22 protein-coding genes, 2 tRNA genes and 1 riboswitch are annotated in these 25,112 nt (G+C 60.4%); of the genes, 23 read left to right on the plus strand and 1 reads right to left on the minus strand.

Going from position 1 to position 25,112, the window contains the following annotated elements; genetic code table 11:
* Nucleotides 1-355: 355 nt before the first annotated feature.
* Nucleotides 356-548, plus strand: a riboswitch (FMN riboswitch).
* A 5-nt stretch (nucleotides 549-553) separates the two neighbouring features.
* From DXC18_RS08305 to DXC18_RS08345, 9 genes are all read left to right on the plus strand, one after another.
* A complete protein-coding gene (locus DXC18_RS08305; RefSeq protein WP_117583127.1) occupies nucleotides 554-1,144 on the plus strand; it encodes an ECF transporter S component in 591 nt (196 codons plus the stop codon).
* Nucleotides 1,141-3,045 (plus strand): energy-coupling factor transporter ATPase, encoded by a 1,905-nt coding sequence (locus DXC18_RS08310; protein WP_117716877.1) that lies wholly within the window; start codon nucleotides 1,141-1,143, stop codon nucleotides 3,043-3,045. The genes DXC18_RS08305 and DXC18_RS08310 overlap by 4 nt, the downstream gene beginning before the upstream one ends.
* Nucleotides 3,045-3,845: an energy-coupling factor transporter transmembrane protein EcfT gene (locus DXC18_RS08315; protein ID WP_055252301.1), complete on the plus strand. Its 801-nt coding sequence runs from the start codon at nucleotides 3,045-3,047 to the stop codon at nucleotides 3,843-3,845. Before DXC18_RS08310 ends, DXC18_RS08315 begins: the two co-directional genes overlap by 1 nt.
* A 30-nt stretch (nucleotides 3,846-3,875) precedes the next feature.
* Complete coding sequence (locus DXC18_RS08320; RefSeq protein ID WP_117563813.1) at nucleotides 3,876-4,322, plus strand: pyridoxamine 5'-phosphate oxidase family protein; 447 nt, start codon at nucleotides 3,876-3,878, stop codon at nucleotides 4,320-4,322.
* A 51-nt stretch (nucleotides 4,323-4,373) separates the two neighbouring features.
* Nucleotides 4,374-4,784: a pyridoxamine 5'-phosphate oxidase family protein gene (locus DXC18_RS08325; RefSeq protein ID WP_117583125.1), complete on the plus strand. Its 411-nt coding sequence runs from the start codon at nucleotides 4,374-4,376 to the stop codon at nucleotides 4,782-4,784.
* Nucleotides 4,785-5,049: 265 nt separating this feature from the next.
* Nucleotides 5,050-6,120, plus strand: coding sequence for an N-acetyl-gamma-glutamyl-phosphate reductase (gene argC / locus DXC18_RS08330; RefSeq protein WP_117716878.1), 1,071 nt, complete (start codon nucleotides 5,050-5,052; stop codon nucleotides 6,118-6,120).
* A gap of 133 nt (nucleotides 6,121-6,253) precedes the next feature.
* On the plus strand, nucleotides 6,254-7,522 hold the full coding sequence (gene argJ, locus DXC18_RS08335) for a bifunctional glutamate N-acetyltransferase/amino-acid acetyltransferase ArgJ (protein WP_199408861.1): 1,269 nt from the start codon (nucleotides 6,254-6,256) through the stop codon (nucleotides 7,520-7,522).
* Nucleotides 7,523-7,603: 81 nt separating this feature from the next.
* The gene (argB, locus tag DXC18_RS08340; protein WP_117583122.1) at nucleotides 7,604-8,584 is read left to right on the plus strand and encodes an acetylglutamate kinase; all 981 of its coding nucleotides are present in this window, start codon (nucleotides 7,604-7,606) and stop codon (nucleotides 8,582-8,584) included.
* A gap of 69 nt (nucleotides 8,585-8,653) precedes the next feature.
* Nucleotides 8,654-9,937, plus strand: a complete 1,284-nt coding sequence (locus DXC18_RS08345; RefSeq protein ID WP_117583121.1) for an aminotransferase class III-fold pyridoxal phosphate-dependent enzyme — start codon at nucleotides 8,654-8,656, stop codon at nucleotides 9,935-9,937.
* A 796-nt stretch (nucleotides 9,938-10,733) separates the two neighbouring features.
* Here DXC18_RS08345 and DXC18_RS08350 read toward each other — a convergent pair.
* Nucleotides 10,734-10,809, minus strand: a tRNA-Val gene (locus tag DXC18_RS08350).
* Nucleotides 10,810-10,996: 187 nt separating this feature from the next.
* Between DXC18_RS08350 and asnB the strand changes: the two genes are divergently transcribed.
* The 14 genes from asnB to DXC18_RS08420 all read left to right on the plus strand — a co-directional run bounded on the left by asnB (nucleotide 10,997) and on the right by DXC18_RS08420 (nucleotide 24,950).
* The gene (gene asnB, locus DXC18_RS08355; RefSeq protein ID WP_117563808.1) at nucleotides 10,997-12,877 is read left to right on the plus strand and encodes an asparagine synthase (glutamine-hydrolyzing); all 1,881 of its coding nucleotides are present in this window, start codon (nucleotides 10,997-10,999) and stop codon (nucleotides 12,875-12,877) included.
* 112 nt (nucleotides 12,878-12,989) lie between these two features.
* Nucleotides 12,990-14,552, plus strand: a complete 1,563-nt coding sequence (locus DXC18_RS08360; RefSeq protein WP_117716879.1) for a Mur ligase family protein — start codon at nucleotides 12,990-12,992, stop codon at nucleotides 14,550-14,552.
* Between the two features lie 107 nt (nucleotides 14,553-14,659).
* A complete protein-coding gene (locus tag DXC18_RS08365; RefSeq protein WP_117716880.1) occupies nucleotides 14,660-15,571 on the plus strand; it encodes an HAD family hydrolase in 912 nt (303 codons plus the stop codon).
* A 51-nt stretch (nucleotides 15,572-15,622) separates the two neighbouring features.
* Nucleotides 15,623-16,507, plus strand: a complete 885-nt coding sequence (murI, locus tag DXC18_RS08370; protein WP_117716881.1) for a glutamate racemase — start codon at nucleotides 15,623-15,625, stop codon at nucleotides 16,505-16,507.
* A gap of 53 nt (nucleotides 16,508-16,560) precedes the next feature.
* Nucleotides 16,561-17,286, plus strand: coding sequence for a ribonuclease PH (gene rph / locus DXC18_RS08375; protein ID WP_117716882.1), 726 nt, complete (start codon nucleotides 16,561-16,563; stop codon nucleotides 17,284-17,286).
* Nucleotides 17,287-17,426: 140 nt separating this feature from the next.
* Entirely contained in the window at nucleotides 17,427-18,068 is a 642-nt protein-coding gene (gene rdgB / locus DXC18_RS08380; RefSeq protein WP_089572533.1) for an RdgB/HAM1 family non-canonical purine NTP pyrophosphatase, read from the plus strand.
* Between the two features lie 3 nt (nucleotides 18,069-18,071).
* Nucleotides 18,072-18,518 (plus strand): D-aminoacyl-tRNA deacylase, encoded by a 447-nt coding sequence (dtd, locus tag DXC18_RS08385; protein ID WP_089572532.1) that lies wholly within the window; start codon nucleotides 18,072-18,074, stop codon nucleotides 18,516-18,518.
* Nucleotides 18,519-18,632: 114 nt separating this feature from the next.
* The gene (locus DXC18_RS08390; RefSeq protein ID WP_006234957.1) at nucleotides 18,633-18,929 is read left to right on the plus strand and encodes a Veg family protein; all 297 of its coding nucleotides are present in this window, start codon (nucleotides 18,633-18,635) and stop codon (nucleotides 18,927-18,929) included.
* Between the two features lie 2 nt (nucleotides 18,930-18,931).
* Nucleotides 18,932-19,828, plus strand: coding sequence for a 4-(cytidine 5'-diphospho)-2-C-methyl-D-erythritol kinase (gene ispE, locus DXC18_RS08395; RefSeq protein ID WP_233509048.1), 897 nt, complete (start codon nucleotides 18,932-18,934; stop codon nucleotides 19,826-19,828).
* Nucleotides 19,829-19,877: 49 nt separating this feature from the next.
* Nucleotides 19,878-19,954: transfer RNA gene (locus DXC18_RS08400), tRNA-Pro, on the plus strand.
* A gap of 112 nt (nucleotides 19,955-20,066) precedes the next feature.
* Nucleotides 20,067-20,342, plus strand: coding sequence for a twin-arginine translocase TatA/TatE family subunit (gene tatA / locus DXC18_RS08405; RefSeq protein ID WP_022094895.1), 276 nt, complete (start codon nucleotides 20,067-20,069; stop codon nucleotides 20,340-20,342).
* 106 nt (nucleotides 20,343-20,448) lie between these two features.
* Entirely contained in the window at nucleotides 20,449-20,919 is a 471-nt protein-coding gene (greA, locus tag DXC18_RS08410) for a transcription elongation factor GreA (protein WP_006234960.1), read from the plus strand.
* Nucleotides 20,920-20,998: 79 nt separating this feature from the next.
* The gene (lysS, locus tag DXC18_RS08415) at nucleotides 20,999-22,963 is read left to right on the plus strand and encodes a lysine--tRNA ligase (protein ID WP_117583116.1); all 1,965 of its coding nucleotides are present in this window, start codon (nucleotides 20,999-21,001) and stop codon (nucleotides 22,961-22,963) included.
* Nucleotides 22,964-23,381: 418 nt separating this feature from the next.
* The gene (locus DXC18_RS08420; protein WP_199412249.1) at nucleotides 23,382-24,950 is read left to right on the plus strand and encodes a threonine/serine exporter ThrE family protein; all 1,569 of its coding nucleotides are present in this window, start codon (nucleotides 23,382-23,384) and stop codon (nucleotides 24,948-24,950) included.
* Nucleotides 24,951-25,112: the final 162 nt, after the last annotated feature.

Genomic DNA, 25,112 nt, shown 5'->3' on the forward strand with positions numbered 1-25,112 from the left:
ATCGACGTCTTCAATACAGAAGATATCAGTGCGGAATGTTCCGGAGGGAAGCCCCCGTCACGCCCCCGGATTCCCTGCGTTTACGGCCTTGAGGTCGGCGTGGGCGGAGGACTTGGTTGTTGGGAATACGTGTCCCGGTCGCTGTTTCGCGGCTTTGCCGCGAAAGGCGCGCCGCTTTGGGGCGAGTGGAGGATGTGGTTGTTGCAGTGGCTTGTCCCCTTCGCTGTTTCGCGCTTTGCGCGAAAGGCGCGCTACTTTGGGATGGGTGGGGAACGTGGTTGTTGTGGCAACTGATCCCCACCACAAATTACCCTCGGCATACTTGCGCGAACGATTGCTCGTGCTACACTTGCAAGTGCTGTTTCAGGGCGGGGTGGAATTCCCCACTGGCGGTAAATCGGGCGGTGCCAAAGGGGTGCCGCGGAGCAGGCGAGGCGTCTGCGACCGAGCCGATGAGTCCGCGACCCGAGCGTGTGTTGGTTCGCATGCCGGCTGAACTGGTGAGATTCCAGTACCAACGGTTAGAGTCCGGATGAAAGAGGCAGGTGATCTTATGTCTGAACAGTCGCAGCATATCCATTTTGAGAACACGAATAGGTGGAGCACCAAACAGCTCGTTACCATGGCGCTGATGTGCGCCTTGGGCGCCCTGTTTATGTACGTGCAGCTGCCCATTCTTCCCTCGGCGCCGTTTTTGACGTATGACCCGTCGCTGGTGCCGGCGATGGTGTGCGGTTTTGCGTATAGCCCTGGCGCCGGCACTGCTGTTGCCGCCATGGCGATCGTTATCCATGCGCTCACCACGGGTGACTGGGTCGGCGCGCTTATGAACCTGGTTGCCACGCTGGGCTACATTCTGCCCGCGGCTATCGTCTACCAGAAGATGCATACCTATAAGGGTGCCGTGATTGGCCTAGCGCTCGGCGTCATTGCCGCTACGGCGTTGTCTATGGTCGCAAACCTTACCATTGGTGTTTGGTTCTGGTATGGCTCGGTCGATGTGATCGCCCCGCTCATGATTCCCGCCGTGCTGCCGTTCAACCTTATCAAGACTGTCCTTAACTCGGTATTGACGCTTGCAGTGTACAAGGCGGTCTCCAACCTCATCACGCCTAAAAAGGACCAGGTCAAAGGCCGCGCATGATTGAGTGTCGGGGCGTTTCCTTTAGCTATGACGGTGCCGTACCGGCACTCGACGGCGTCGATCTGAACATCGAGGACGGGGAGTTTTTCTGCATCCTCGGTGGCAATGGATCGGGCAAGTCGACGTTTGCCAAGCATCTGAATGCACTGTTGCAGCCCGATGCGGGCACGGTACGCATCAACGGCATGGATGCGTCCGACCCCGAGCTGGTCTACGACATTCGTTCGACCGCGGGCATGGTATTCCAAAATCCAGATGACCAGCTGGTGGCAACGCTTGTCGAAGATGACGTTGCGTTTGGTCCCGAAAACCTTGGCGTGCCATCGGCACAAATTGCGCAGCGGGTACGCGAGGCGCTGAAGGGCGTGGGCCTGGTGGGCTTTGAGCGCCACGAGACCCATGCGCTTTCGGGCGGTCAAAAGCAGCGTGTGGCGCTTGCCGGTGTGCTCGCCATGGAACCGCGCGTGCTCATATTGGACGAGGCTTCTTCAATGCTCGATCCGCGTGGACGCAAGGGCCTCATGAAGGCTTGCCACGCGTTGCACGATCGCGGCATGACCATCGTGATGATTACGCACTTTATGGAAGAGGCCGCCGAGGCCGATCGTGTCGCGGTATTTCGGGCGGGGCGCGTTGCCATGCTCGGTACGCCCGAGGAAATCTTGACACGGGCGGACGAACTTGCGCAGCTCAACTTGGATATGCCGGCGTCGTGCTGCTTGGGCACGGCGCTTCGTGCGAAGGGCGTGCCCGTTCATGCGCAGGTGCGCGAGGTGGATATGGTCGCCGAGATTGCGCAGGCATATGCCGACCGGAGTGGGGAAGACACCGCAGGGCGGCCTTCTGCATCCGATTCTCGTGTGCTCGACAACGCCTCCTCTGCAACCGACGGGACAGCCGCGTCGGAGCCCGTCATCGAGATTTCGCACCTCTCGCATAGTTACTCGCTGAGCGCCCGCGAGCGCCGCCGCTGGCATAAGCGCTCGGCCACTGCGGGCAAATCGAACAAACAGGCCCTCTGGGGAAACGACCCCAGCAGCCCGTGGGCGCTGCGCGATGTATCGCTGGCGGTGCGTCGCGGCGAGTTCCTGGGCTTGGCAGGTCATACCGGTTCGGGTAAGTCGACGCTGGTCCAGCATCTCAACGGTTTGATTCGCCCCCAGGAGGGATCCGTTCGCGCGCTGGGGCTCGATCTGTCAAACAAGAAAGACGCCGCTACGGTTAAGGCCAAGGTTGGCGTGGTGTTTCAGTATCCCGAGCGCCAGCTATTTGCCGAAACCGTGGCGCAGGACGTGGCGTTTGGTCCGCACAACCTTGGCCTGCCACAAGACGAGGTCGCACGCCGTGTCGCATCATCGCTTACGCGCGTGGGCCTCGATCTTTCCACGGTCGGCGACAAGAGTCCCTTTGAGCTTTCGGGCGGTCAGCAACGGCGTGTGGCATTCGCCGGCGTGCTCGCCATGGAGCCCGAAGTCCTGGTGCTCGATGAACCCATGGCGGGGCTCGATCCGGCTGCGCGCAGGGATTTCCTTGAGCTTATCGATCGACTTCACCGCGATGGCCTGACCGTTGTCATGGTTTCGCACAGCATGGATGACCTGGCCAATTGCTGCGACCGTATCGTCGTAATGAACGAAGGCGCGGTGTTTGCCGAGGGAACCCCCGCGCAGGTGTTTGCGCGTGCCGATGAGCTCAAGTCGATCGGCTTGGGCGTTCCCGCCGCCCAGCGTATGGCGCTGGCGCTTACGGAGGCGGGCGTGCCGCTGCGTCGCGGTGGGCTCTATACGGTTGAGTCGTTGGCCGACGAGTTGGCAGATTTGCTGATCGGTCGCTCAGACGGTCCTTCTAACGTCGCGGACATTGCTAAATCCAAGATGGTCGCGCGAGAGGAGGGCTGCTAATGGAGGCGTTTTCGTTTGGCAGCTACTATCCCGGCGATAGTGCGATCCACCGCCTGGACCCGCGAACTAAGTTGCTCTTGGGCTTTGTGTTTCTGATCACGACGCTCACGGTCAGCAGCTTCCGCGGACTGGCCCCGGTCGCAATCTTCGTTGTCCTGATCTATACCGTGTCCCGGGTGCCGTTGCGCCGGGTCCTATCATCGATGGCACCATTGCTGGCGATTGTCGTGGTGGTCGCAGTGCTCAACCTGTTTTCCGACCAGAGCGGGCGCATTCTGTGGCAGCTTGGCTTTTTGCAGATAAGCGAGGGCTCGCTGCATTCCGCCGCCTTTATGGCGTGCCGCCTGAGCTTGATGATGGCCGGCATGAGCGCCATTACGCTCACCACGCCTACGCTCGACCTCACCGCGGGCTTTGAGCGTCTGCTCGCACCGTTTGCGCGCGTGGGGCTCCCTGCGCATGAGCTCGGCATGATCATGGGCATCGCGTTGCGCTTTATGCCGCAGTTTGCCACCGAGATGAAGCAGACGGCGGACGCGCAGGCAAGCCGCGGTGCACGCGTAACGGGTGGCCCGCTCGGCGGCGTGCGTATGCTCGGCAGTGTGGCGATTCCACTGTTCACGGGCGTGTTCCGTCATGCCGAGACGTTGTCTGCCGCCATGGATGCACGCTGCTATCACGGCGAGCAGGGCCGCACGCGTCTGCATGCACTTGCATTTCGCCGCGGGGATGCGCTGGCTGCGGTTGTGACGATGCTGCTGTTTGCGTGTGTCATCGTCGTCAACCTTCAACTTGTTTAGGCGCGATTCGAGCGCAAGAAAGGGGTCCCTATGACCGACAACGACCGCACGGCTCAGCTTGAGCGCGCCTGTTCGTATCTCAGGCGCATTCCGGCGTGGTATCTGGCCACGACCGATGTGACCGACGGGCATCAGCCTCGCGTGAGGCCGTTTTCGTTTGCCATGGTCGATGACGGTAAGCTGTGGTTTTGCACGTCGCGCGACAAGGATGTGTGGGCGGAGCTGAGTGCGAATCCCAAGTTTGAGCTCTCGGGCTGGAAGCCGGGGGAATGTTGGATCGTGTTGACCGGCGAGGCCGCACTTGAGGACGACGCGGTTGCGAGCGACAAGGTGCGTCAAGCGGGTTTTAAGCACATGGTGGGCATCGGCGAGGAACACGAGAGTGCCAACGACGGCCGCCTTGCTTTCTTTTCGGTCCGCAACATTGCCGCGCGCTTCTGTGATATCGACGGCAGCGAGGAGCGCCTGGAGCTCTAGAGCGTCTCAAATTAACTACCCGTTCCGAATTAGCTAGCGCCAGGAGGACACATGGACGGATTGAATACGGTGTTGGAGTATCTGACGTCGGTGCCGGCATGGTATTTGGCGACGAGCGTTGACGGACAGCCTCATGTGCGTCCGTTTTCGTTTGCGCAGATCCAGGACGGCAAGCTGTGGTTTGTAACAGCGCGCACCAAAGATGTGTGGCAAGAGCTGCTGCAAAACCAGCGCTTTGAGGCCACGAGTTGGTGGCCGGGCCATGGCTGGCTCATCTTGCGCGGGCGTGCCGGCTTGGATGACCGGGCTTTAGGCGAAATGCGCGAAGCTGGGTGGAAGCATCTAGAGCGCCTGGGCGAGCACTATGAGGGGCCTAACGATCCCACGCTCGTCTTCTTTAGCGTGGAGGAACCCGAGGCCTTTATCTGCAACCATGACGAATGGGTGCCGGTCGAGCTCTAAACGAGTCTCTCAGCAAGCTTCGACAATTCAAATTCTCGCATGTAGCGGGCCCCACATTGCAACGTCACCGCAAGGCGCACTGGGCAATATGGGGTCCGTGTTTATTTGTCAACTCCTTTGAGTGAATGTGTCGTGACTGTTTCAATGCATGAATATGCAAAAGATTTGCGTATAAATGCATCTTCTGGTGCTAAAGTTTCAACCTACTTCATAACGACGGCTGCAGGATGCGTATTGGTGCATAACTGCAGACAAGGAGTCTGATATGTCTGTAAAGGTTGGAATCGTCGGTGCGGCTGGATATGCCGGCGCCGAGCTCATTCACCTCGTCCTCGGTCATCCCGAGTTTGAACTTGTTGCCATTACGTCCAACGCCGATGCCGGCCAGCCGCTGTCTGCGGTGTACCCGAGCTTCACCGGCGTAAGCGATCTTGCCTTTACGACGCATGATGCCCACGAGCTCAAGAACTGCGACGCGGTCTTTTTGGCCGTGCCGCACACGGCCGCCATGGCACAGGTGCCCGCCTTGCTTGCCGCGGGAGTCTCCTGCATTGACCTCTCGGCCGACTATCGCCTGAGCGATCCGGCCACCTTTGAGGCCTGGTATGCCGCCGAGCACACGAGCCCCGAGCTACTCAAGAGCCGCGCCTTTGGTCTGCCCGAGCTATTCTGCCAGGATTTGGAGACCGCTGCATCCGACCACGCCGACGGCAAGCCCGTACTGGTCGCCTGCGCCGGTTGCTATCCCACCGCAACGAGCCTTGCCGCCGCGCCTGCCGTGCGCGCCGGCTGGGTTGCCCAGAGCGGACCCGTGATCGTTGACGCTATCAGCGGTGTAACGGGTGCCGGTAAGTCCTGCAACGCCCGTACGCGTTTTTGCAGTGCAGACGAGAACCTGGAGGCCTATGGCGCAGGAAAACATCGCCATACGCCCGAGATCGAGCAGATTCTTGGCCTAGCCGACCACATCGTTTTCACCCCGCACCTGGCACCGCTCAAGCGCGGTCTGCTCTCTACGGTGACGATGCCGCTTACGCCGCAGGCTATCGATACCTTGACCCTTGAGGATGTCGTCGACCATTACAGACAGTTCTACGCCGGTCGCACCTTTGTGCGCGTGCTCGATGCCGGCGAGCAGCCCAAGACGGCCTCGGTCGTCGGCACCAATGCTGCCCAGATCGGCCTTGCACTCAACAAGCGCGCGGGCGTGCTGGTGGCGACGGGAGCGATCGACAATCTGTGCAAGGGTGCTGCCGGTCAGGCGGTCCAGTGCGCCAACATCGTCTTTGGTTTTGACGAGCGACGAGGCTTGCCCACAGTGGCGTGCCCGGTGTAGCACATTCGATTGTTAACGATTTGGTAGTCGGGCATCGAGTGGGGCGCCACTCTTAAGCTGGTCTCATGATTGTGGCTGGCATGGCGCACCAACCGATGCCCTTTTTTGTTTGACATAAGGAGTCATAAAGACGATGAATACCGAGCTGTTTGATATCAAGATTCGCGCCGTCGAGGGTGGCGTTACGGCTGCGGCTGGTTTTAAAGCTGCAGGCATCCACGCTGGGTTCCGCAAGAATCCCGAGCGCCTGGATTACGCGCTCGTCGTGCCCGATAAACCCTGTCCCGGTGCCGGCGTGTTTACCACCAATCGCTTTTGCGCGGCGCCCGTGCAGGTGAGCCGTGCCCACCTGGGCGGTGCCGACAAGGGCTACGGTATCATCGCCGGCGTTTCGGTCAACTCTGGCAATGCCAACGCCGCCACGGGTGAGACCGGTCTTGCCTGCGCGCGCGAGACCTGCAACATCGCCTCGCAGGTCATCGGCTGCGAGCCCCAGCAGATTCTGATTGCCTCCACGGGTGTGATTGGCCAGATTCTGCCGATCGACACGTTTGAGACCGCCATTCCTGCTGCCTACGAGGCGCTCTCCGCCCACGGTGGCGCCGATGCCGCTCGCGCCATCATGACGACCGACACGCACTCCAAGGAGTACGCCGTGTCCTACGTCAGTGAGGCTGCGGGTCATGCGAGCAATGTCTATACGGTAGGCGGAATGTGCAAGGGCTCGGGTATGATCATGCCCAACATGGCCACCATGATCGCAGCTATCACCACCGATGCCCCCGTCGAGCCGGCGGCACTTCATGCCCTGCTGCTCTCGACCGTCAAGCAGACCTTTAACAAGGTAACGGTCGATTCCGACACCTCGACCAACGACACCTGCATCATGCTTGCCTCCGGTGCCGCTGCCGCAGATGCCGAGCCTATCGTCGAGGGCTCCGATGCTTTTGACGAGTTGGCATTTGCCGTGCACGAGGTGTGCGAGAGCCTGGCGCGCAATATTGCCGCCGATGGTGAGGGCGCATCCAAGCTTGTTACAGTCAACGTTACCGGCGCCGTGAACGACGAGGAGGCCGATATCGCCGCCCGTGCCGTTGCCAACTCGCCGCTCGTTAAGACCTGCATCGCCGGCCACGACTGCAACTGGGGCCGCGTTGCTATGGCGCTTGGCAAGTGCGGCGTGAAGTTTAATCAGGAAGACGTTTCCATCGACATGATGGGCATGCCTGTCTGTCGCGACGGTCTGACTGTTCCCTTTGACGAGGACGAGGCTCTACGACGTTTCGAGGCGCCCGAGATCGTGATCTCGGCCGACCTGGGCGCAGGCGACGCGGCAACGACCGTGTGGACCTGCGACCTCACGCATGAGTACATCTCCATCAACGGCGACTACCGTTCCTAGATTCCGGGCACGCTGCGCATCTTGCCGCGATTGCGGACAGCGGAGCACGGCGCGATAACGATATGAAAGACGAGGCAGATTATGAAATTCGCACGCGATTGTCGTTCGAGCGAATCCAACGAAGCAACCGCGCAGCTGCTGTTCGAAGCGCTGCCGTGGATTAAGAACCTGACCGGCAAGACGGTTGTTATCAAATATGGCGGAGCCGCCATGGTTGATGAGCAGCTGCGCCGCGACGTGATGAGCGACATCGTTTTGCTCAAGATCATCGGTATGCGCCCCGTCATCGTGCACGGCGGCGGCAAGGCTATTAACGAGGCGCTGAGCCATTACGATATTCCCGTCGAGTTTAAGAACGGCCAGCGCGTGACCACGCCGGCGACGATGGATATCGTGCGCGAGGTGCTGGGCGGCAAGGTTAACCAGGAGCTGGTTGCTGCCATCAACCACCACGGCAACCTGGCCGTGGGCGTGTCGGGCAGCGATGCCGGCACGCTCATCGCCGAGCCGCTCGACCCCGAACTCGGCCGCGTAGGCAAGGTCACGCACGTTAACACCGACTATATCGAGCGCCTGCTCGATAGCGAGTACATCCCCGTCATCGCTACCGTCGCGGCGGGGGAGGACGGCGGTTTCTTCAACATCAACGCCGATACCGCCGCCGGTGCCGTTGCGGCGGCGCTGCATGCGCATAAGGCGATCTTTTTGACCGACGTCGACGGCCTGTACAAGGACTTTAGCGATAAAGACTCACTCATCTCCAACCTAACGCTCGACGAGGTTAACGAAATGCTCTACGGCGGCGAGGTCGATAAGGGCATGATTCCCAAGCTGCGTGCGGCCGTCGATGCGCTTGCCGGCGGCGTATTTCGCGCTCACATCATCAACGGCACCACGCCGCATTCGCTGCTGCTGGAGCTGCTGACCGATGCCGGCGTCGGTACCGTGATCCATTCCACCGAGACGGCTTACGAGTTCGATACGCATCCGCATCCGCTTTCGACGTTTGCTGCGCGTCTGACCGAGAACCTCGACGAGGTCGAGAAGCTTCAGACGGTCTAACTGACTCGCAGCCGCCCCATTCCTGCACCCATAGGCCTGCGCCGTCTGGCGCCCAACGAAAGGCATCCCATGTCACTTGCAGCTCAGCAATCGCTTGAATCCCATTACGTTATGCATACCTTTGGCCGCTCTCCGGTCGAGTTTGTCGAGGGTCACGGCATGAAGCTCACCGGCGACGATGGTCGTGAGTACCTCGACTTTCTTGCCGGCATCGGCGTGTGCAGCCTAGGTCATGGCGACCCGGCTGTGCTCTCGGCGCTCGAGGCACAGACCAAAAAGCTCATGCATGTCTCCAATTACTTCTACATCGAGCAGCGTGGACAGGTCGCGGCGCTGCTGTCCAAGCTTGCCAACGACGACTTAGATGGTGCACGCGTGCTTGCCGATGCCATTGCCGCCGGCGATGAGACCACGGCAGCTGCTCTTGGTGCCCCGGCTGCGGATGAGCAGGTTTGGGAGACCTTCTTTGCCAACTCCGGCGCCGAGGCCAACGAGGGCTCGATGAAGCTCGCGCGCCTGTACGCCAAGCGTGCCGGTAACGGCGGCAACACTATCGTGTGCATGCGCGGCGGCTTCCACGGCCGTACGCTCGAGACCATTGCCGCCACCATGCAGGATTGGCTGCAGGATAGTTTCCGCCCGCTGCCGGGTGGCTTTGTGGCCTGCACGCCCAACGATATCGATGAACTGCGTGCGATCTTTAAGCAGCTGGGGAGCGAAATTTGTGCCGTGATGCTCGAGCCGATCCAGGGCGAGAGCGGTGTGCACCCCATGACCGAGGAGTTTATGGCGGCAGCGCGCGACCTGGCACACGAAGTGGGCGCCGTGCTTATCGCCGACGAGGTCCAGTGCGGCATCTTCCGCTCCGGCAAGCCGTTTGCATTCCAAGCCTATGGCGTGGAACCCGACATCATGAGCCTTGCCAAGGGCATTGCTGATGGCGTGCCCATGGGTGCCGTCGTGGCAAAGAAGGAGATTGCCGACGTGTTTAAGCCGGGCGACCACGGCTCGACGTTTGGCGGTAGCTGCTTGGCCATCGCGGCGTGTGCCGCGACGCTCTCCGCACTCGTGCGCGGCGATTATGCCGACCACGCTGCCAAGGTAGGCGCCTATATGGAGGCAAAGCTCGCCAAGCTGCCGAACGTGACCGAGGTGCGTGGCCGCGGCTTGATGCTCGGCTGCGATCTGGACGATACTGCGGGTGATGCACACGACGTTGTGGCCCGTGCATTGGGGGCTGGTGCCGTGATTAACGCTACGGGTGCCCATACGCTGCGTTTCCTGCCGCCGCTCGTCTGCGAGGAATCCGACGTGGACAGTCTGATCGAGATCCTGTCGGACGTTTTGGCCTAACACAGCGAAATAACTTAACTTTGACCGGGTTCCGGACTGCGGACGTGCCCTATGTGGCATGATTCAGCGGTCTGGAGCCCGTTTTGCCTTAGATTTGCTAAGGCGGGGAGACCTGCTGGTCAAAAAACATCAAATATGAGTACTGTTATCGATTTGGTAGCAGCAATTTTGGACTAATAAGGCCAGATAGCTAGTCGAAATGGCGATGAATGTACGATTTTGATCCAATTATTAGTCCTTATAATGGACATATGTTGCGTAACTTAAGCAAATACTATCTTTTGATATGTTGTAAGCAAGGTAGCAGTACTCATTTTTGCCATTTTCTGGCCACGGCCTTTGTGACAGACGTGCTGGCGGGTTCGAATCCCATGCACTGGGCACAAAAAAGAAAGGCCTCCATCGCTGGAGGCCTAACAATTCAGTGGTGGGCGATGAGGGATGTCCGCGTGCGGCCGGCGCCGCCCGCGCCCCGCTTCGCCGCTCCGCTCCTCGCGTGCTGCGCTGGAAAACGCTTGCGCGTTTCCTCAGCTCCGCACCCTGGCGGGTTCGAACCCCATGCGCTGGGCCCAAAAAAGAAAGGCCCCCATAGCTGGGAGCCTATCAAATCAGTGGTGGGCGATGAGGGATGTCGCGTGCGGCTGACGCCGCCCGCTTTCGCTTCGGGCCTGCGGCCCTCGCGTGCTGCGCTGGAAAACGTTTCGCGTTTCCTCAGCTTCGCACCCTGTCGGGTTCGAATCCCATGCGCTGGGCCCAAACAAAAACGGTCCCCTTGCGAGGACCGTTTCCAATTCAATGGTGGGCGATGAGGGATTCGAACCCCCAGCCTTGTGCGTGTAAAGCACCTGCGCTAACCGTTGCGCCAATCGCCCGTGCGGAGAGAGTATAGCAAAACAATCGCCTCATTCACCTCATATCCATTAAAGGTAACCGACGCGTGTCACAGCGGAGCTGATTCAGTTGAGATTGCCTGAACATTCCGCCCCTCTTTACGCCCTCGGGTATACTCAAAAGCTACTGATTCGATTTGATGCCCAGCAACAGCAGAGGGGATAGTATATGTGCGGTTTTGTCGGTTTTGTCGGTGGGACGGATAACCAATCCGAGGTGCTCACCAAGATGATGGACCGCATCGTCCATCGTGGTCCCGACATGGGCGGTCAGTTTATCGACGGCCGCGTTGCCCTCGGCTTCCGCCGCTTGTCGATCCTCGACCTGACCGAGGCTGGCGCCCAACCTATGGCCAACGAGGACGGTAGCGTCGTCATTGTCTTCAACGGCGAGATCTACAACTTCCAAGAACTCCGTTCCGAGCTCGAGGCCAAGGGCTACAAGTTCCACTGCGGCGCCGACACCGAGAGCCTTCTGCACGGCTACGAGGAGTGGGGCGAGGCAGTACTCGATCGCTTGCGCGGTATGTACGCCTTCGTCATCTGGGACAAGAAGAAGAACAAGCTTTTTGGCGCCCGTGATATCTTTGGCATCAAGCCGCTCTACTACTATCCCATGGCCGATGCGGGCGACGGCGCTCCGGGCGTGCTCTTTGGTTCCGAGATCAAGAGCTTCCTGGACTACCCGCACTTCCACAAGGCGGTCAACAAAAAGGCCCTGCGTCCGTACATGACGCTGCAGTATTCGGCGACTGAGGAGACCTTCTTCGAGGGTGTCTACAAGCTGCCGCCGGCGCACTACTTTACCGTCGATATTCCGACCGGCAAGATGAACATCGAGCGCTACTGGGATTGCGATTACTCTGCCGTCGAGAAGCCGTTCGAGGAGTACGTCGACGAGCTGGACGAGGTCGTGCACGAGAGCGTCGAGGCCCATCGCATCGCCGACGTCAAGGTCGCGTCGTTCCTCTCAGGCGGCGTCGACTCCAGCTACATCGCCGCTTGCCTCATGCCCGACAAGACCTTCTCGGTGGGCTTTGACTACAAGAACTTCAACGAGACCAACTACGCCAAGGAACTTTCTGACAAGCTCGGCGTCGAGAATGTCCGCAAGATGATAACCGCCGACGAGTTCTTCGGTGCGCTCGAGGACATCCAGTATCACATGGACGAGCCGCAGTCCAACCTGTCTTCCGTGCCGCTGTGGTTCTTGGCCGAGATGGCCCGCAAGGACGTCACCGTCGTGCTTTCGGGCGAAGGCGCCGACGAACTCTTTGGCGGCTACGCCTACTACGAGGACACGGTCCCAGTCCGCAAGTACAAAAAGATGGTGCCGCTGCCCATCCGTCGCGCGCTCGGTAACCTGGCGCTGCATATGCCGTACTTCAAGGGACATAACTTCCTGGTCAAGGGTGCCGAGATCCCCGAGAAGTCGTTCCTGGGACAGGCTCTGGTATGGCCGGAGCGCGAGGTCGACGGCGTGCTCAAGCCCGAGTACAACACCGGCGATGGCGCCTTCGAGCTTGCCGCTCCCATCTATGCGCGCGTGAAAGGTCAGCCCGAGCTGGTCAAGAAGCAGTACCTGGACATGAACATGTGGCTCCCGGGCGACATTCTGCTCAAGGCCGACAAGATGTGCATGGCGCACTCGCTGGAGCTGCGCGTGCCCTTCCTGGACCGCAAAGTCATGGAGTTCGCCGAGCATATTCCCGACCGCTACCGCATCAACGAGAACGGCAACAAACAGGTACTCCGCCACGCTGCCAACAAGTCGCTGCCCGATGAGTGGGCCACCCGTCCCAAGGTGGGCTTCCCGGTGCCGATTGTCTACTGGCTGCGCGAGCAAAAGTGGTACGACTATGTCAAGGAGTACTTCACCGCGCCGTGGGCAAGCGAGTTCTTCGATACCGACGAGCTCATGCACCTGCTCGATCTGCACTTTGCGGGCAAGGGCGATTTCCAGCGCAAGATCTATACGCCGCTCGTGTTCCTGGTGTGGTACAAGCGCTTCTTTATCGACGAGGACCAGCCCGCTGTTCAGGCTGCCTAGCCTCGGCTTACGAACGCCTGCGCGTAACGGCTCCTCCGGGAGCCGTTTTTGCGTGGGTGCGTTTCAGTTACTATAAAAACCGTCCCTGCCAAATGGCTGAGAAAGGTGAAAGATGCACCATTCGGATTCCGCGACCGTGACCACGGTCGATACGCTTGCCAAGCTTCTCGATGTGTGCGGTGAGCTGCGCGCATCAGAGCAGGTTGACGAGCGTGCCGTGACCGGCTGCTCGTTTGATTCGCGCGCGGTCTCGGCAGGTGACGTGTTCTTTTGCAAAGGTGCTGCCTTTAAGCCCGCGTTTTTGAGCATGGCGCTCGATGCGGGCGCCGTCGCATTTGTGTGCGAGGAGTCGCTGGTCGAGTCTCTGGAGCCGCTGGCGCAGGAGAGCGGTGCTGCGATGCTGGTTGTTGATAGCGTTCGCACGGCCATGGCCCTGTTGCCGCCGGAGGTCTACGACCGTCCCGACCACGACGTCAAGATCGTGGGCATCACCGGTACCAAGGGAAAGACCACGGCCGCTTTTATGCTCCAGTCGATTATTAAAGCGGCGGGCGAGTCCTGCGGCATGATCGGCTCGGTGAGTACCGACGATGGCATCGAGTGCTACGAGAGCACCAATACCACGCCAGAGGCCCCCGAGGTCTGGCGCCATATCGCCAACTGCCGTGAGTCCGGTCGCCAGTCCATGGTCATGGAGGTCTCGAGCCAGGCGCTCAAGTACCAACGCGTCGAGAATCTGCCGTTTGACGTGGCGTGCTTCCTCAACATCGGGCGTGACCACATCTCGCCGATCGAACACCCCACGTTTGAGGATTATTTTGAGAGCAAACTCAGGATCTTTGACCAGGCAAAGACCGCCGTGGTGAACCTGGGCACCGAAGAGGTTGACCGTGTGTTGGAGGCAGCGTCGACGGCCGAGCGCTTGGTGACCGTTGGCGTCGAGCATCCCGAGGCAAGCCTGTGGGCGAGCGATGTGCGCATGGTCGGCTTTAACATCGAGTTTAACCTGCATGGCCTGTGTGCCGACGAGTCCGAGGCGGGGGAGAAGGTCCTGCTGGGCATCGCGGGCGACTTTAACGTGGAAAACGCGCTGGTCGCTATCGCCGCTGCGCGCGAGATCGGCATCGGTATCGAGGCTATCAAGAAGGGCCTCTCCAAACTGCGTGTGCCGGGCCGTATGGAGGTCGTGGAGTCGAAGGACGGCCGCGTGATCTGCGTCGTTGACTACGCTCACAACCAGCTTTCGTTCCGGTCGCTTTTCTCGTCGGTCAAGCGCGCGTTTCCCGCCAGCCCGGTCATCGCAGTATTTGGCGCTGCCGGCGGCAAGGCGCAGGAGCGCCGCGAGCAGCTTCCGCGCGAGGCCGCACCATATTCCGACCTGATGATCTTTGCCAACGAGGACCCGGCTCACGAGGACCCGATGAAGGTCTGTCGCGAGCTTGCCGAGCATGTTCCCGACGATACGCCGAACGAGATCATCCTCGACCGTGAAGCCGCTGTGCATGCGGCGTTCAAGGCGGCGCGCGAGGAGTACGTCAACCCCAATGCTCCCACCATTGTCTTGCTGCTGGCAAAGGGTGACGAGGAGCTCATGCACGTGGGCGACGAGTTCGTGCCCATCGAGAGCGACCTTTCGTTGGCCAATCGCCTGATCGATGTTACCCAGTTTGACTAATGAACCATGATGGCGAAGGCGCCCTGAGTGCGCTGTCGCCATAAACGTGTTCCCTCAATCAAAACATGCCGTCCAAGTCCAAACCCTTCTACGTAAACGGAGTAACCATGTCCCACAACACCCTGCCGACCGTTGCCGAGCTTTCGGGCGAGATGCGCGAGCGCTTGGCCAAGGTCAAGTACGTCTTTACCGACCTGGATGCCACGATGCTCGCACCCGGCTCGTGCGTGCTGTGCGACAACGACGGCAACCCCTCGACCAAACTCGTCGAGGCCGTCGTGGCACTTGCCCGCGCTGGTATTCAGGTGGTTCCCACCTCGGGCCGCAACCGTACCATGATCCACGAGGACGCGCGCGTGCTCGGCCTCAACTCTTACATTGGTGAGATGGGCGGCCTGGTCATGTACGACCTCAAAGCCAACGATTGGGAGTATCTGACTGGCGACATGCCTTACGACCCCGTCTGCGGCCTTACTCCGCACCAGGTGATCGAGCAGACCGGCGTGTGCGAGAAGATCCTCGCCCGCTGGCCGCACAAGATCGAGTATCACAACGACATGTCGACCGGCTACAAGTACCGCGAGGTCACCGTCGGCATGCGCGGCGATGTGCCCGACGATGAGGTCCAGGCCATCCTCGACGAGGCCGGCTGCGGCCTGGTGTGGGCCTGTAACGGTCACCTGACGCATCTGTCCAAGCCGACGACGCTCGAGCTCGATCGCGTCGAGGACGGTCGCGCGTTCAACATCAACCCCGCGGGTCTCAACAAAGGCGTCGCCATTGCGCGCTTCTGCGAGCACCTGGGGATCGAGCGCGAGGAGACGCTCGCGCTCGGCGACTCCGAGTCCGACTTCTACATGGCCGATCACGTGGGCACGTTCTGTCTGGTCGAGAATGGCCTGACGAGCGCCGGCGCGCCCGAGTTCCTGGCTGCTTGCGAGAACGCTTTCGTTACGCGCGGCAAAATTGTCGACGGTTGGGCGGCGACGGCAGAGCTGATGGTCGCGGCGCGTTCGTAGCGCGGCGTCGCCGCACTTGGACATGTCTTTTCGAGAGAGACTGGTGAGGTAATGTCCGATATCGAGAATCCGACAGGCGACACGCGCCCGATTGGCGTGTTCGATTCTGGTTTGGGCGGTCTGACGGTTGCGCGCGCCATCGCGACGGCGCTGCCGCATGAGTCCGTCTACTACTTCGGCGACACCAAACGCTGCCCCTACGGCACGCGCACCGAGGATGAGGTGCGCTCGTTTGCGTTGCAGGCGGGCCGTTGGCTGTCGAAGCACGACGTCAAGATTATGGTCATCGCCTGCAACACGGCGACAGCTGCGGCCTTGCGTCTGGCCCAGCAGGTGCTCGACGTTCCCGTGATCGGCGTGATCGCGCCGGGTGCCCGTGCGGCAATCAACAGCACCCGCACGCGTCGCGTGGGCGTGCTCGCCACCAACCTCACCATTCGCTCGGGCGCTTACACGCGCGCCATTCAGGACCTAGATGCCGGCGTCGACGTATACGGCTGCCCCGCCTCGAGCTTTGTCGAGGTTGTCGAACACGAGCTCGCCTCGGGTGCGCATCTGCAAGAGCAGTGGCTTGAGAACGAGGACATCTTCGATACGCCTGCCGTGCGTGCGCTGGTGGGTGCCACGGTTGAGCCGCTGCGCGACCACGGTATCGATACCGTGGTGCTCGGCTGTACGCATTTTCCGCTGTTGGTGGGACCTATCCGTCATGCGCTGGGGCCTGGGGTGCGCGTCGTGAGTTCCGCCGAGGAGACCACGCGCGAGCTGACCGATATCCTCACGCGCCGCGAGCAGCTGGCGGGCGACGCCGCCGAGCCGCAGCATCGTTTTGCCACGACGGCCGATAACATTGCCGAGTTTGCGGTGGCGGGCAGCTTTATCTTTGGTCAGCCGCTCAAGAGCATTGAGCATATCGATATCGATGAGCTGAAATAGATGTAAGGCCGCCGCCAAAGCCTTCGCCACATTTTTGCCGAAAGGATCTTTCTATGGAGTACATGCAGGTCAACCGCGCCAACGGCCGCGCCGCCAACGAGTTGCGCCCCGTTAAGCTCACCCGTGGCGTCATGAAGCACGCCCACGGTTCGTGCCTGGCCGAGTTCGGCGACACGCGCGTGCTGTGCGCCGCCACTATCGAGGAGGGCGTGCCGGGCTGGCGAAAGGGAGCTAAGGCCGGTTGGGTGACCGCGGAATACGCCATGCTGCCGACGTCGACCGGCAAGCGCTGCAAGCGCGAGCACGCCAACCGCAAAGGCCGCTCCATGGAGATCGAGCGCCTCATTGGTCGCAGCCTGCGTACCGTCGTCAACATGAAGGTGCTCGGCGAGTACACCGTCACCGTCGACTGTGACGTGATCCAGGCCGATGGCGGTACGCGTACGGCGAGCATTACCGGCGCCTGGGTGGCGCTGCACGACGCCCTCGCCATGTGGGTCGAGGCAGGCAAGATCGAGCGCATCCCGCTTACCGGCCAGGTGGCTGCCATCTCTATGGGCGTTGTCGACGGCAATACGCTGCTTGACCTCGATTATTCCGAGGACAGCCACGCCGAAGTCGACATGAACCTCGTCGCCACCGACACCGGCGAGATGATCGAACTTCAGGGTACCGGCGAGCAGGCGCCCTTCGACCGTAAGCGTCTCAACGCCCTACTCGACCTGGGCGACAAGGGCGTTGCCGAGCTCATCGAGCTTCAGCGCCAAGCCCTCGCCTAACCTGCCAAAAAGGGATGTTAATTTTGGTAGGTTTTATCTGGGAAAACGTCGAAGTATAAGGTTTCTGTCGCCAGGGAGGGGAGAGGGCTCGAGGCCAGTTTCCCTTGGGCGGCATTGCTATAGAGACAAGGAAGCCAGTCATGGCACTAGAGAAGATCGATATCGACACCCTCGACCCGGCGGCGACCATCGTCGTGGCAACGGGCAATGCCCATAAGCTCACCGAGATCGAGGCCATTTTGGGCAAGGTCATGCCCGAGGTTCGCTTTGTGGCGTTGGGTCAGCTGGGTGATTTTGAGGACCCCGAGGAAAACGGCACGACGTTTTTGGAGAACGCCATCATCAAGGCGCAGGCCGCGGTAGAGGAGACGGGGCTTATGGCCATCGCCGACGATTCGGGCCTGGTCGTTGATGCCCTGGACGGTGAGCCGGGCGTGTACAGCGCACGCTATGCGGGCGTGCACGGCGACGATGCCGCCAACAACGCCAAGCTCCTCGTGAATCTGGAGGGCGTGGCCGACGAGGACCGCACCGCGCGTTTTATGAGCGTCGTCGCGCTTATCGACACGGACGGCCTGGTCACTTATGGCGAGGGCGCCTGCGAGGGCGCTATCGCACACGAGGGCCGCGGCGATCATGGCTTTGGCTACGACCCACTGTTCCTGCCGGTCGACACGCCGGGCAAGACCATGGCCGAGCTGACGGCGGACGAGAAGAACGCCATCAGCCATCGATTCCATGCGCTCGAGCATCTGTCCGCCAAACTGACGGGCGAGGAGTAAGCCGTGCGTGCGGTGGTGCAGCGCGTACTCAACGCCGGCGTGACGGTCGACGGCGAGTGCGTGGGTAAAATTGGGCGCGGCTATCTGGTGCTGCTGGGCGTGGGCCACGGCGACACGCGCGCCGAGGCCGATAAACTGTGGGGCAAGCTCCGGGGCTTGCGCATTAACGAGGACGAGAACGGCAAGACCAACCTGGCACTTGCCGATGTCGACGGCGAGGTTCTCGTAGTGTCGCAGTTCACGCTGTTCGCCGATTGCCGTCACGGCCGCCGCCCATCGTTTACGGATGCCGGCGCCCCCGATGTCGCCAACGAGCTCTACGAGTACTTCCTGACGCTCGTTCGCCAAGATGTCGAACACGTGGCGCACGGCATCTTTGGCGCCGACATGAAGGTCGACCTCGTCAACGACGGCCCATTCACCATCGTCCTCGATACCGACAATCTGTAAGTAGCCAAATTAGCTACTTGCGCGTGTTTGTAACAGGGTGCTATAGTATTAGAGTTTTGTCTATCTTAGGGGTATTATCCCCTTTTTGAATTGCACCTTCTGGAGGCCCTGTTCATGGAAGAGATGGAAGTCAATCACGTCGACGACATCCACGAGAAGCTGACCGATATGGTGGGCGATCGCGTCAAGGTGAAGGCCAACATGGGCCGCACCCGCGTCGTCGAGCGCATGGGCACCATCAAGAGCGTCCACCCCGCCGTCTTTATCGTCGAGGTCGACGAGCGCCGCGGGCGCAAGTCGCGTCAGTCCTACCAGTATATCGATGTCCTCACCGGTCAGGTCGAGCTGTTCGATCCCGAGAGCGGCGAGCATATCTTTACCCCGCTCGGCAATCAGCTCGAGGAGCATTAACGGTGACCGATCGGTCCCTGACTCTTTCCGCGCCGGCAAAGATTAACCTCTACCTGGGGGTTCATACCGAGCGCGATGACCGCGGCTACCACAGGGTCGATTCCCTGATGGTAGCCGTCGGTCTTTCCGATGCCGTGACGGTCACGCCGGCGCAGGCGCTGACCGTCCAAACGGTTCCGGCATCAGATTTTCCCATGCAAAAGAATACGGCGTATCGGGCTGCGGTTGCTATGGCCGAGCATTATGGTCGCGAGGCAAACATCTGCGTGACGATTGAGAAGCGCATTCCATTGTGCGCCGGCTTGGGCGGTCCCTCGACGGATGCGGCCGCGGTCATTGTCGCCTTGGCGGAGCTCTGGGGAATTGATCGCTCCGACCCCGCGCTCGACGACATTGCGCGGGGCATTGGTGCTGACGTCCCGTTCTTTTTGCACGCGAGCCCTGCGTTCTACGTAGGTGGGGGAGACGTGCTGGCAACTGAGTACCCTGCGCTGCCCGCAACGCCCGTCGTGTTGGTCAAGCCGCGCGAGGCAAGTGTTTCGACAATTGAAGCCTATCGACGTTTTGACGAGGCCCCGGTGCCTGCGGACAAGCCCGGCGCGATAGCTTCTGCCTTGCGTGCTGGTGATGCCGAGACGGCATATGCGCTCATCCATAACAACCTGGGTGTCATTTCCGCACAGATGGAGCCGCAGATACAAACGGTTCTCGATTGTCTGCGTAAACAAGACGGCACCGTTGCTGTAGATGTGTGCGGATCGGGCGCCTGCTCGTTTGCCATTTGCGACACCGCTGCCACGGCCGAAAGGCTTGCCGACGCTGCCCAGCAAAACGGCTGGTGGGCCTGCGCGACGGAGCTCATTCCCAACACGGTTCGCATCGAAGTGCCAAAGAAGTAAAAATTTCTCTAGCACACGACGGAAATCTTTGTTACTATAGTCGAGCTAACGGGTTGTGGCTCAGTTTGGTAGAGCACTGCGTTCGGGACGCAGGGGTCGCTGGTTCAAATCCAGTCAACCCGACCAGAGCATGAGGAGGGACCGCTTCTTGCGGTCCCTTTTTTTAGCTATTGTTGTGATACCGCGATACCCGCGGTATACTCATTCGAGCTTGTCTCGCTGTATTGTGGAGGTCTACATGTTTGGACTGAGGGCTCCTGAGCTCATCATTATTCTCGTCGTTGTCCTGATTATCTTCGGGCCCAAGAACCTGCCGAAGCTCGGCAAGTCCCTCGGCTCTACCGTCAAGAATATCCGCGAGGGTATGGAGGGCGACGATAAGGCCGAGACCAAGCAGGCCGAGGAGGTCGTGGTCGAGCAGTCCGAGGAGGACAAGGAGATCGCTGAGCTCGAGGCCAAGCTCGCTGCTGCCAAGAAGAAGCAGGCAGAGGACAGCGACGCGGACGCAGAGTAGTCCCATCCCTTTGGGGTGAGCACCTGACCGGCTTGCCCGCAGGCTAGCCGGTCTTTTTCGTTTTGTTGACAGTTGATTGTTTGATCAGAGTTGGGGAGATATCCGTATGGACGCAAGCCAGATCGTACTGACCGCTGAGGGCCGCCAGAAGCTCGTCGAGGAGCTCGCTTGGCGTGAGGGCGATTACGCCAAGGAGATCGTCGAGGACATCAAGGAAGCCCGCGCGTTCGGCGACCTTTCGGAGAACTCCGAGTACGACGCCGCTAAGGACAAGCAGGCCCAGAACGCCGCTCGTATTGCCGAGATCCAGGCCATCCTTGCCAACGCTCAGGTTGCTGCCACCACAGGTGATCTGACCGTCTCCATCGGTTCCACCGTTTCTCTGATTGATCCCAACGGTGAGGTCATGGAAGTCACGCTCGTCGGTACCACCGAGACCAACTCGCTCGAGCACAAGATTTCCAACGAGTCTCCGGTCGGTCACGCCATCATCGGTCACGGCGAGGGCGACTCCGTCGAGGTCGTTACGCCTTCCGGCAAGACTCGCGTCTACACCATCGCCAAGATTGCACGCTAGACCACGGTCCCGCGTAAAGGTATGTTTTCGCTCCCTGGGACCGAATCCTGGGGAGCGTTTTAGTTTGAGGAGTTAACTTATGGCAGAGAACCAGAACGCCGCAGATCAGGCATCGACGCTCAACGACGAGCGCGCCACCCGCCTGGCCAAGCGCGCCGCCCTGTTCGAGGCGGGCCAGAACCCCTATCCCGAGCACTCTGAGCTTGAGGACTACGTTGCCGATATCGAGGCTAAGTACGCCGAGCTTGCCGATGGCGAGGACACCGAGGACGTCGTGAAGATCGCCGGCCGTGTGGTCGCCAAGCGCGGTCAGGGCAAGATCATGTTCATCGTCGTACGCGATGCGACTGCCGAGATTCAGCTGTTCTGCCGCATCAACGACATGGACGAGGCTGCCTGGAATACGCTCAAGTCCCTCGACCTGGGCGACATCCTGGGCGTGACCGGCGTGGTTGTGCGCACCCAGCGCGGCCAGCTTTCCGTTGCCCCTAAGAGCGCGACCCTGCTTGCCAAGGCCGTTCGTCCGCTGCCCGAGAAGTTCCACGGTCTTTCCGACAAGGAGACCCGCTATCGCCAGCGCTATGTTGACCTGATCGCCAACGACGACGTTCGCGAGACGTTCCGTAAGCGTTCGCAGATTCTCTCCACCTTCCGTCGCTTTATGGAGTCCGACGGCTACATGGAGGTCGAGACCCCCATCCTGCAGACCATCCAGGGCGGCGCTACTGCCAAGCCGTTCATCACGCACTTCAACGCGCTCGATCAGGAGTGCTACCTGCGCATTGCTACCGAGCTGCACCTCAAGCGCTGCATCGTCGGCGGTTTTGAGCGCGTGTTCGAGATCGGCCGTATCTTCCGTAACGAGGGCATGGACCTTACCCACAACCCCGAGTTCACCACGATGGAGGCCTATCGTGCCTTCTCCGACCTCGAGGGCATGAAGGCGCTCGCCCAGGGTGTCATTAAGGCGGCTAACAAGGCCATCGGCAACCCCGAGGTCATCGAGTACCAGGGCCAGACCATCGACCTTTCTGGTGAGTGGGCCAGCCGTCCCATGACCGACATCGTTTCCGACGTGCTCGGCAAGCAGGTCACCATCGACACGCCGGTCGAGGAGCTTGCTGCCGCCGCGCGCGAGAAGGGCCTGGAGATTAAGCCCGAGTGGACCGCCGGCAAGATTATCGCCGAGATCTATGACGAGCTGGGCGAGGACACCATCGTCAACCCCACCTTCGTGTGCGATTACCCCATCGAGGTTAGCCCGCTTGCCAAGCGCTTTGAGCATGATCCGCGCCTGACCCATCGCTTTGAGCTGGTCATCGCCGGTCACGAGTACGCGAACGCGTTCTCCGAGCTCAACGACCCGGTCGACCAGGCCGAGCGCTTCGCTGCCCAGATGGCCGAGAAGGCCGGCGGCGACGATGAGGCCATGGAGTACGATGAGGATTACGTGCGTGCCCTCGAGTACGGTATGCCTCCCGCGGGCGGCATCGGCATCGGTATCGACCGCGTGGTCATGCTGCTCACCAACCAGGCTTCCATCCGCGACGTGCTGCTGTTCCCGCACATGAAGCCCGAGAAGGGTTTCCAGTCCGGTGCCGCTGCTGCCAAGGCCGCCGAGGCCGGCAACGCCGCGAGCCCCTTCGTCAAGCCGCTTAAGCCCACGGTTGATTATTCCAAGATTGCCGTTGAGCCGCTGTTTGAGGAGTTCGTCGACTTTGATACCTTCTCCAAGAGCGACTTCCGCGCCGTGAAGGTCAAGGCATGCGAGGCCGTCAAGAAGTCCAAGAAGCTGCTGAACTTTACGCTCGATGACGGCACCGGCACCGACCGCACCATCCTCTCCGGCATTCACGATTATTACGAGCCCGAGGACCTGGTCGGCAAGACCCTGCTCGCCATCACCAACCTGCCTCCGCGCAAGATGATGGGCATCCCCAGCTGTGGCATGCTCATCAGCGCCATCCACGAGGAGGAGGGCGAGGAGCGCCTCAACCTGATTCAGCTCGACGCTTCCATCCCTGCCGGCGCAAAGATGTACTAACTAGTTACGCGGTTCTACGAACCGCGTAACGGCTCGACGCTGCGCGGGCCGCATTTGGGCAATCTGACGTTCAACTTCAAGGGCGCGACCAGAAGGTCAGCGCCCTTTCGTTTCACGCCACCTTGCCTCAAATGCGACCCGCTCGCTGACTTATGCTCAACCTGCGGCGCCATTTTGCTTGAAGGCACCTTGCTCGCTCTGGCGGGCTTTCGCTGTCCGTCCTCTACCTGCGGCGTTGCCCTGGTTGGCACTTAGGGACGTTCCTCTTGTGCCGGCACTTGGGGACGGTCCTAGCCGCCTGGGGTCTACCGGTGCATTGGGGGTTTACGCCTTCCGTGCATGACAGTCGTCTCTTTTATGTTTCCTTTAGCCGTCGCTGCCTAGGATGGGGGTTAGTCGGTAGGAAGGGAGCGTCTGTATGGACGACGCGAGCGATCGTGCAATCGAAGAGGACATGCTCAATCAGTTCAACTATTTTGATGATGAGGACGAGGAGCCGATCGACCGTCGCGAGCCGGCATCGCTTGACTCATTTGACCTAGTGGGTGAAGGGGCTGATGAGGTTGAGAATGAATCGACGGAACCCCCACAGCCTTCGCGCCCCGATTCGCTATTCTCGAGAGTCCCTATGCACCACGGCGTTCGTGCCGGCGCGCTCCATATGAAAACTGATTGGCACCAGATCGTGACGGCAGGCGATGAGCTTGCCGTCGATGCGCCGCTCACCGATAAATCATCCATCATCTGCCGCACCGGCATGCTTATGCTGGCAAGCGGAACAGGTGCCTGGCGCGTGCGCGATACCATGAATCGTGTTGCTGCCGTACTCGGCGTCACGATTCACGTCGACCTGAGTCTCCTGTCGTTTGAGTGCACCTGCATCGAAGGCGGCCACTGCTTTAACGAGGTCGTCAGCCTACCCACAACGGGAGTCAATACTCATCGCATTTGGATGATGGAGAGCTTCCTAAAGGAAATCGAGACGTATGGGCGCCGGTTTACCGTGCACGAATACCACGAGATGCTCAAGACCGTTGAGAGTTCAAAACCCGATTACTCTCCCTGGCAACAGGGCCTTGCGGCAGCTTGTGCTTGCGGCGCCTTCGTCTTTTTGCTCGGCGGCGGCCCTATCGAGATGGCCTGCGCATTCGTAGGCGCTGGTGTTGGCAACTATGCTCGCTCTCATATTCTCAAGCAGGGTCTTGGCCAGTTTAGCGCGCTGACGATTGGCGTTGCGCTCGCTTGCGTTTCGTATCTGCTGGCATTGCTCGGCCTTGGCCAGGTCGTACCGGGGGCAATGTCGCACCAAGAAGGCTATATCGGCGCCATGCTCTTTGTGATTCCCGGCTTTCCCCTCATTACGGCAGGCCTCGACATCGCTAAGCTCGATATGCGAAGCGGCATTGAGCGTCTTTCGTATGCCGTGTCGATTATTGTGATGGCGACCCTTGTGGGCTGGATGGTTGCCGAGTGTGTGGGGCTGGCACCGGATGATTTTGCCCCGCTCGGCCTTTCGCCGCTTGCCCTTACGCTCCTGCGCGTGGTGATGAGCTTCGTTGGCGTATTCGGCTTCTCGGTGATGTTCAACAGCCCGGTAAAGATGGCCGCGGCAGCTGGGCTGATCGGCGCCGTGTCCAATACCCTTCGTCTGACCCTTGTCGATGGGCCGACGATGCTTCCCTTCCTGGGCCTCAGCGCGGGAATGCCTCCCGAGGCGGCTGCATTTATCGGGGCGCTCGTATCGGGTTTGCTGGCAAGTCTGGCAGAAATCAGGCTCACCTACCCACGTATCGCCCTCACGGTGCCATCGATTGTCATTATGGTGCCGGGCTTGTATCTGTATCGCTCGATGTATTACATGTGCACCTTCGACACGGTCAATATGCTCGGCTGGTTTGTGCGTGCAGTGCTCATCGTGGCGTTTCTGCCCGTTGGCCTGGGCGTGGCGCGTACACTCACCGACCCTCGCTGGCGCCACACCAGCTAATTGGCGCAAGTGAAACTGATCCGCATAACATGAACGTGGATAATCTCCCGTTTTTGGCCTGTTTACGGGCTCAAAACGGGAGATTATCCACGTTCATGGAATGGGTGTCCGAAAATCCACGCTCGTTGGGCCGATGCAGAAGCACCTGGCGATTCCTTTTTT

Origin of the sequence: Collinsella sp. OM08-14AT, assembly GCF_003438115.1 — a bacterium.
Lineage (GTDB): Bacteria > Actinomycetota > Coriobacteriia > Coriobacteriales > Coriobacteriaceae > Collinsella.

Coding starts and splice junctions, on each gene's coding strand:
- DXC18_RS08420 (WP_199412249.1), top strand. CDS start 23,382: ATGGACGACGCGAGCGATCGTGCAATCGAAGAGGACATGCTCAATCAG.
- DXC18_RS08390 (WP_006234957.1), top strand. CDS start 18,633: ATGGAAGAGATGGAAGTCAATCACGTCGACGACATCCACGAGAAGCTG.
- DXC18_RS08345 (WP_117583121.1), top strand. CDS start 8,654: ATGTCACTTGCAGCTCAGCAATCGCTTGAATCCCATTACGTTATGCAT.
- DXC18_RS08325 (WP_117583125.1), top strand. CDS start 4,374: ATGGACGGATTGAATACGGTGTTGGAGTATCTGACGTCGGTGCCGGCA.
- DXC18_RS08310 (WP_117716877.1), top strand. CDS start 1,141: ATGATTGAGTGTCGGGGCGTTTCCTTTAGCTATGACGGTGCCGTACCG.
- rph (WP_117716882.1), top strand. CDS start 16,561: ATGGAGTACATGCAGGTCAACCGCGCCAACGGCCGCGCCGCCAACGAG.
- argB (WP_117583122.1), top strand. CDS start 7,604: ATGAAATTCGCACGCGATTGTCGTTCGAGCGAATCCAACGAAGCAACC.
- DXC18_RS08360 (WP_117716879.1), top strand. CDS start 12,990: ATGCACCATTCGGATTCCGCGACCGTGACCACGGTCGATACGCTTGCC.
- DXC18_RS08305 (WP_117583127.1), top strand. CDS start 554: ATGTCTGAACAGTCGCAGCATATCCATTTTGAGAACACGAATAGGTGG.
- murI (WP_117716881.1), top strand. CDS start 15,623: ATGTCCGATATCGAGAATCCGACAGGCGACACGCGCCCGATTGGCGTG.
- DXC18_RS08365 (WP_117716880.1), top strand. CDS start 14,660: ATGTCCCACAACACCCTGCCGACCGTTGCCGAGCTTTCGGGCGAGATG.
- argJ (WP_199408861.1), top strand. CDS start 6,254: ATGAATACCGAGCTGTTTGATATCAAGATTCGCGCCGTCGAGGGTGGC.
- argC (WP_117716878.1), top strand. CDS start 5,050: ATGTCTGTAAAGGTTGGAATCGTCGGTGCGGCTGGATATGCCGGCGCC.
- asnB (WP_117563808.1), top strand. CDS start 10,997: ATGTGCGGTTTTGTCGGTTTTGTCGGTGGGACGGATAACCAATCCGAG.
- DXC18_RS08320 (WP_117563813.1), top strand. CDS start 3,876: ATGACCGACAACGACCGCACGGCTCAGCTTGAGCGCGCCTGTTCGTAT.
- lysS (WP_117583116.1), top strand. CDS start 20,999: ATGGCAGAGAACCAGAACGCCGCAGATCAGGCATCGACGCTCAACGAC.
- rdgB (WP_089572533.1), top strand. CDS start 17,427: ATGGCACTAGAGAAGATCGATATCGACACCCTCGACCCGGCGGCGACC.
- tatA (WP_022094895.1), top strand. CDS start 20,067: ATGTTTGGACTGAGGGCTCCTGAGCTCATCATTATTCTCGTCGTTGTC.
- DXC18_RS08315 (WP_055252301.1), top strand. CDS start 3,045: ATGGAGGCGTTTTCGTTTGGCAGCTACTATCCCGGCGATAGTGCGATC.
- greA (WP_006234960.1), top strand. CDS start 20,449: ATGGACGCAAGCCAGATCGTACTGACCGCTGAGGGCCGCCAGAAGCTC.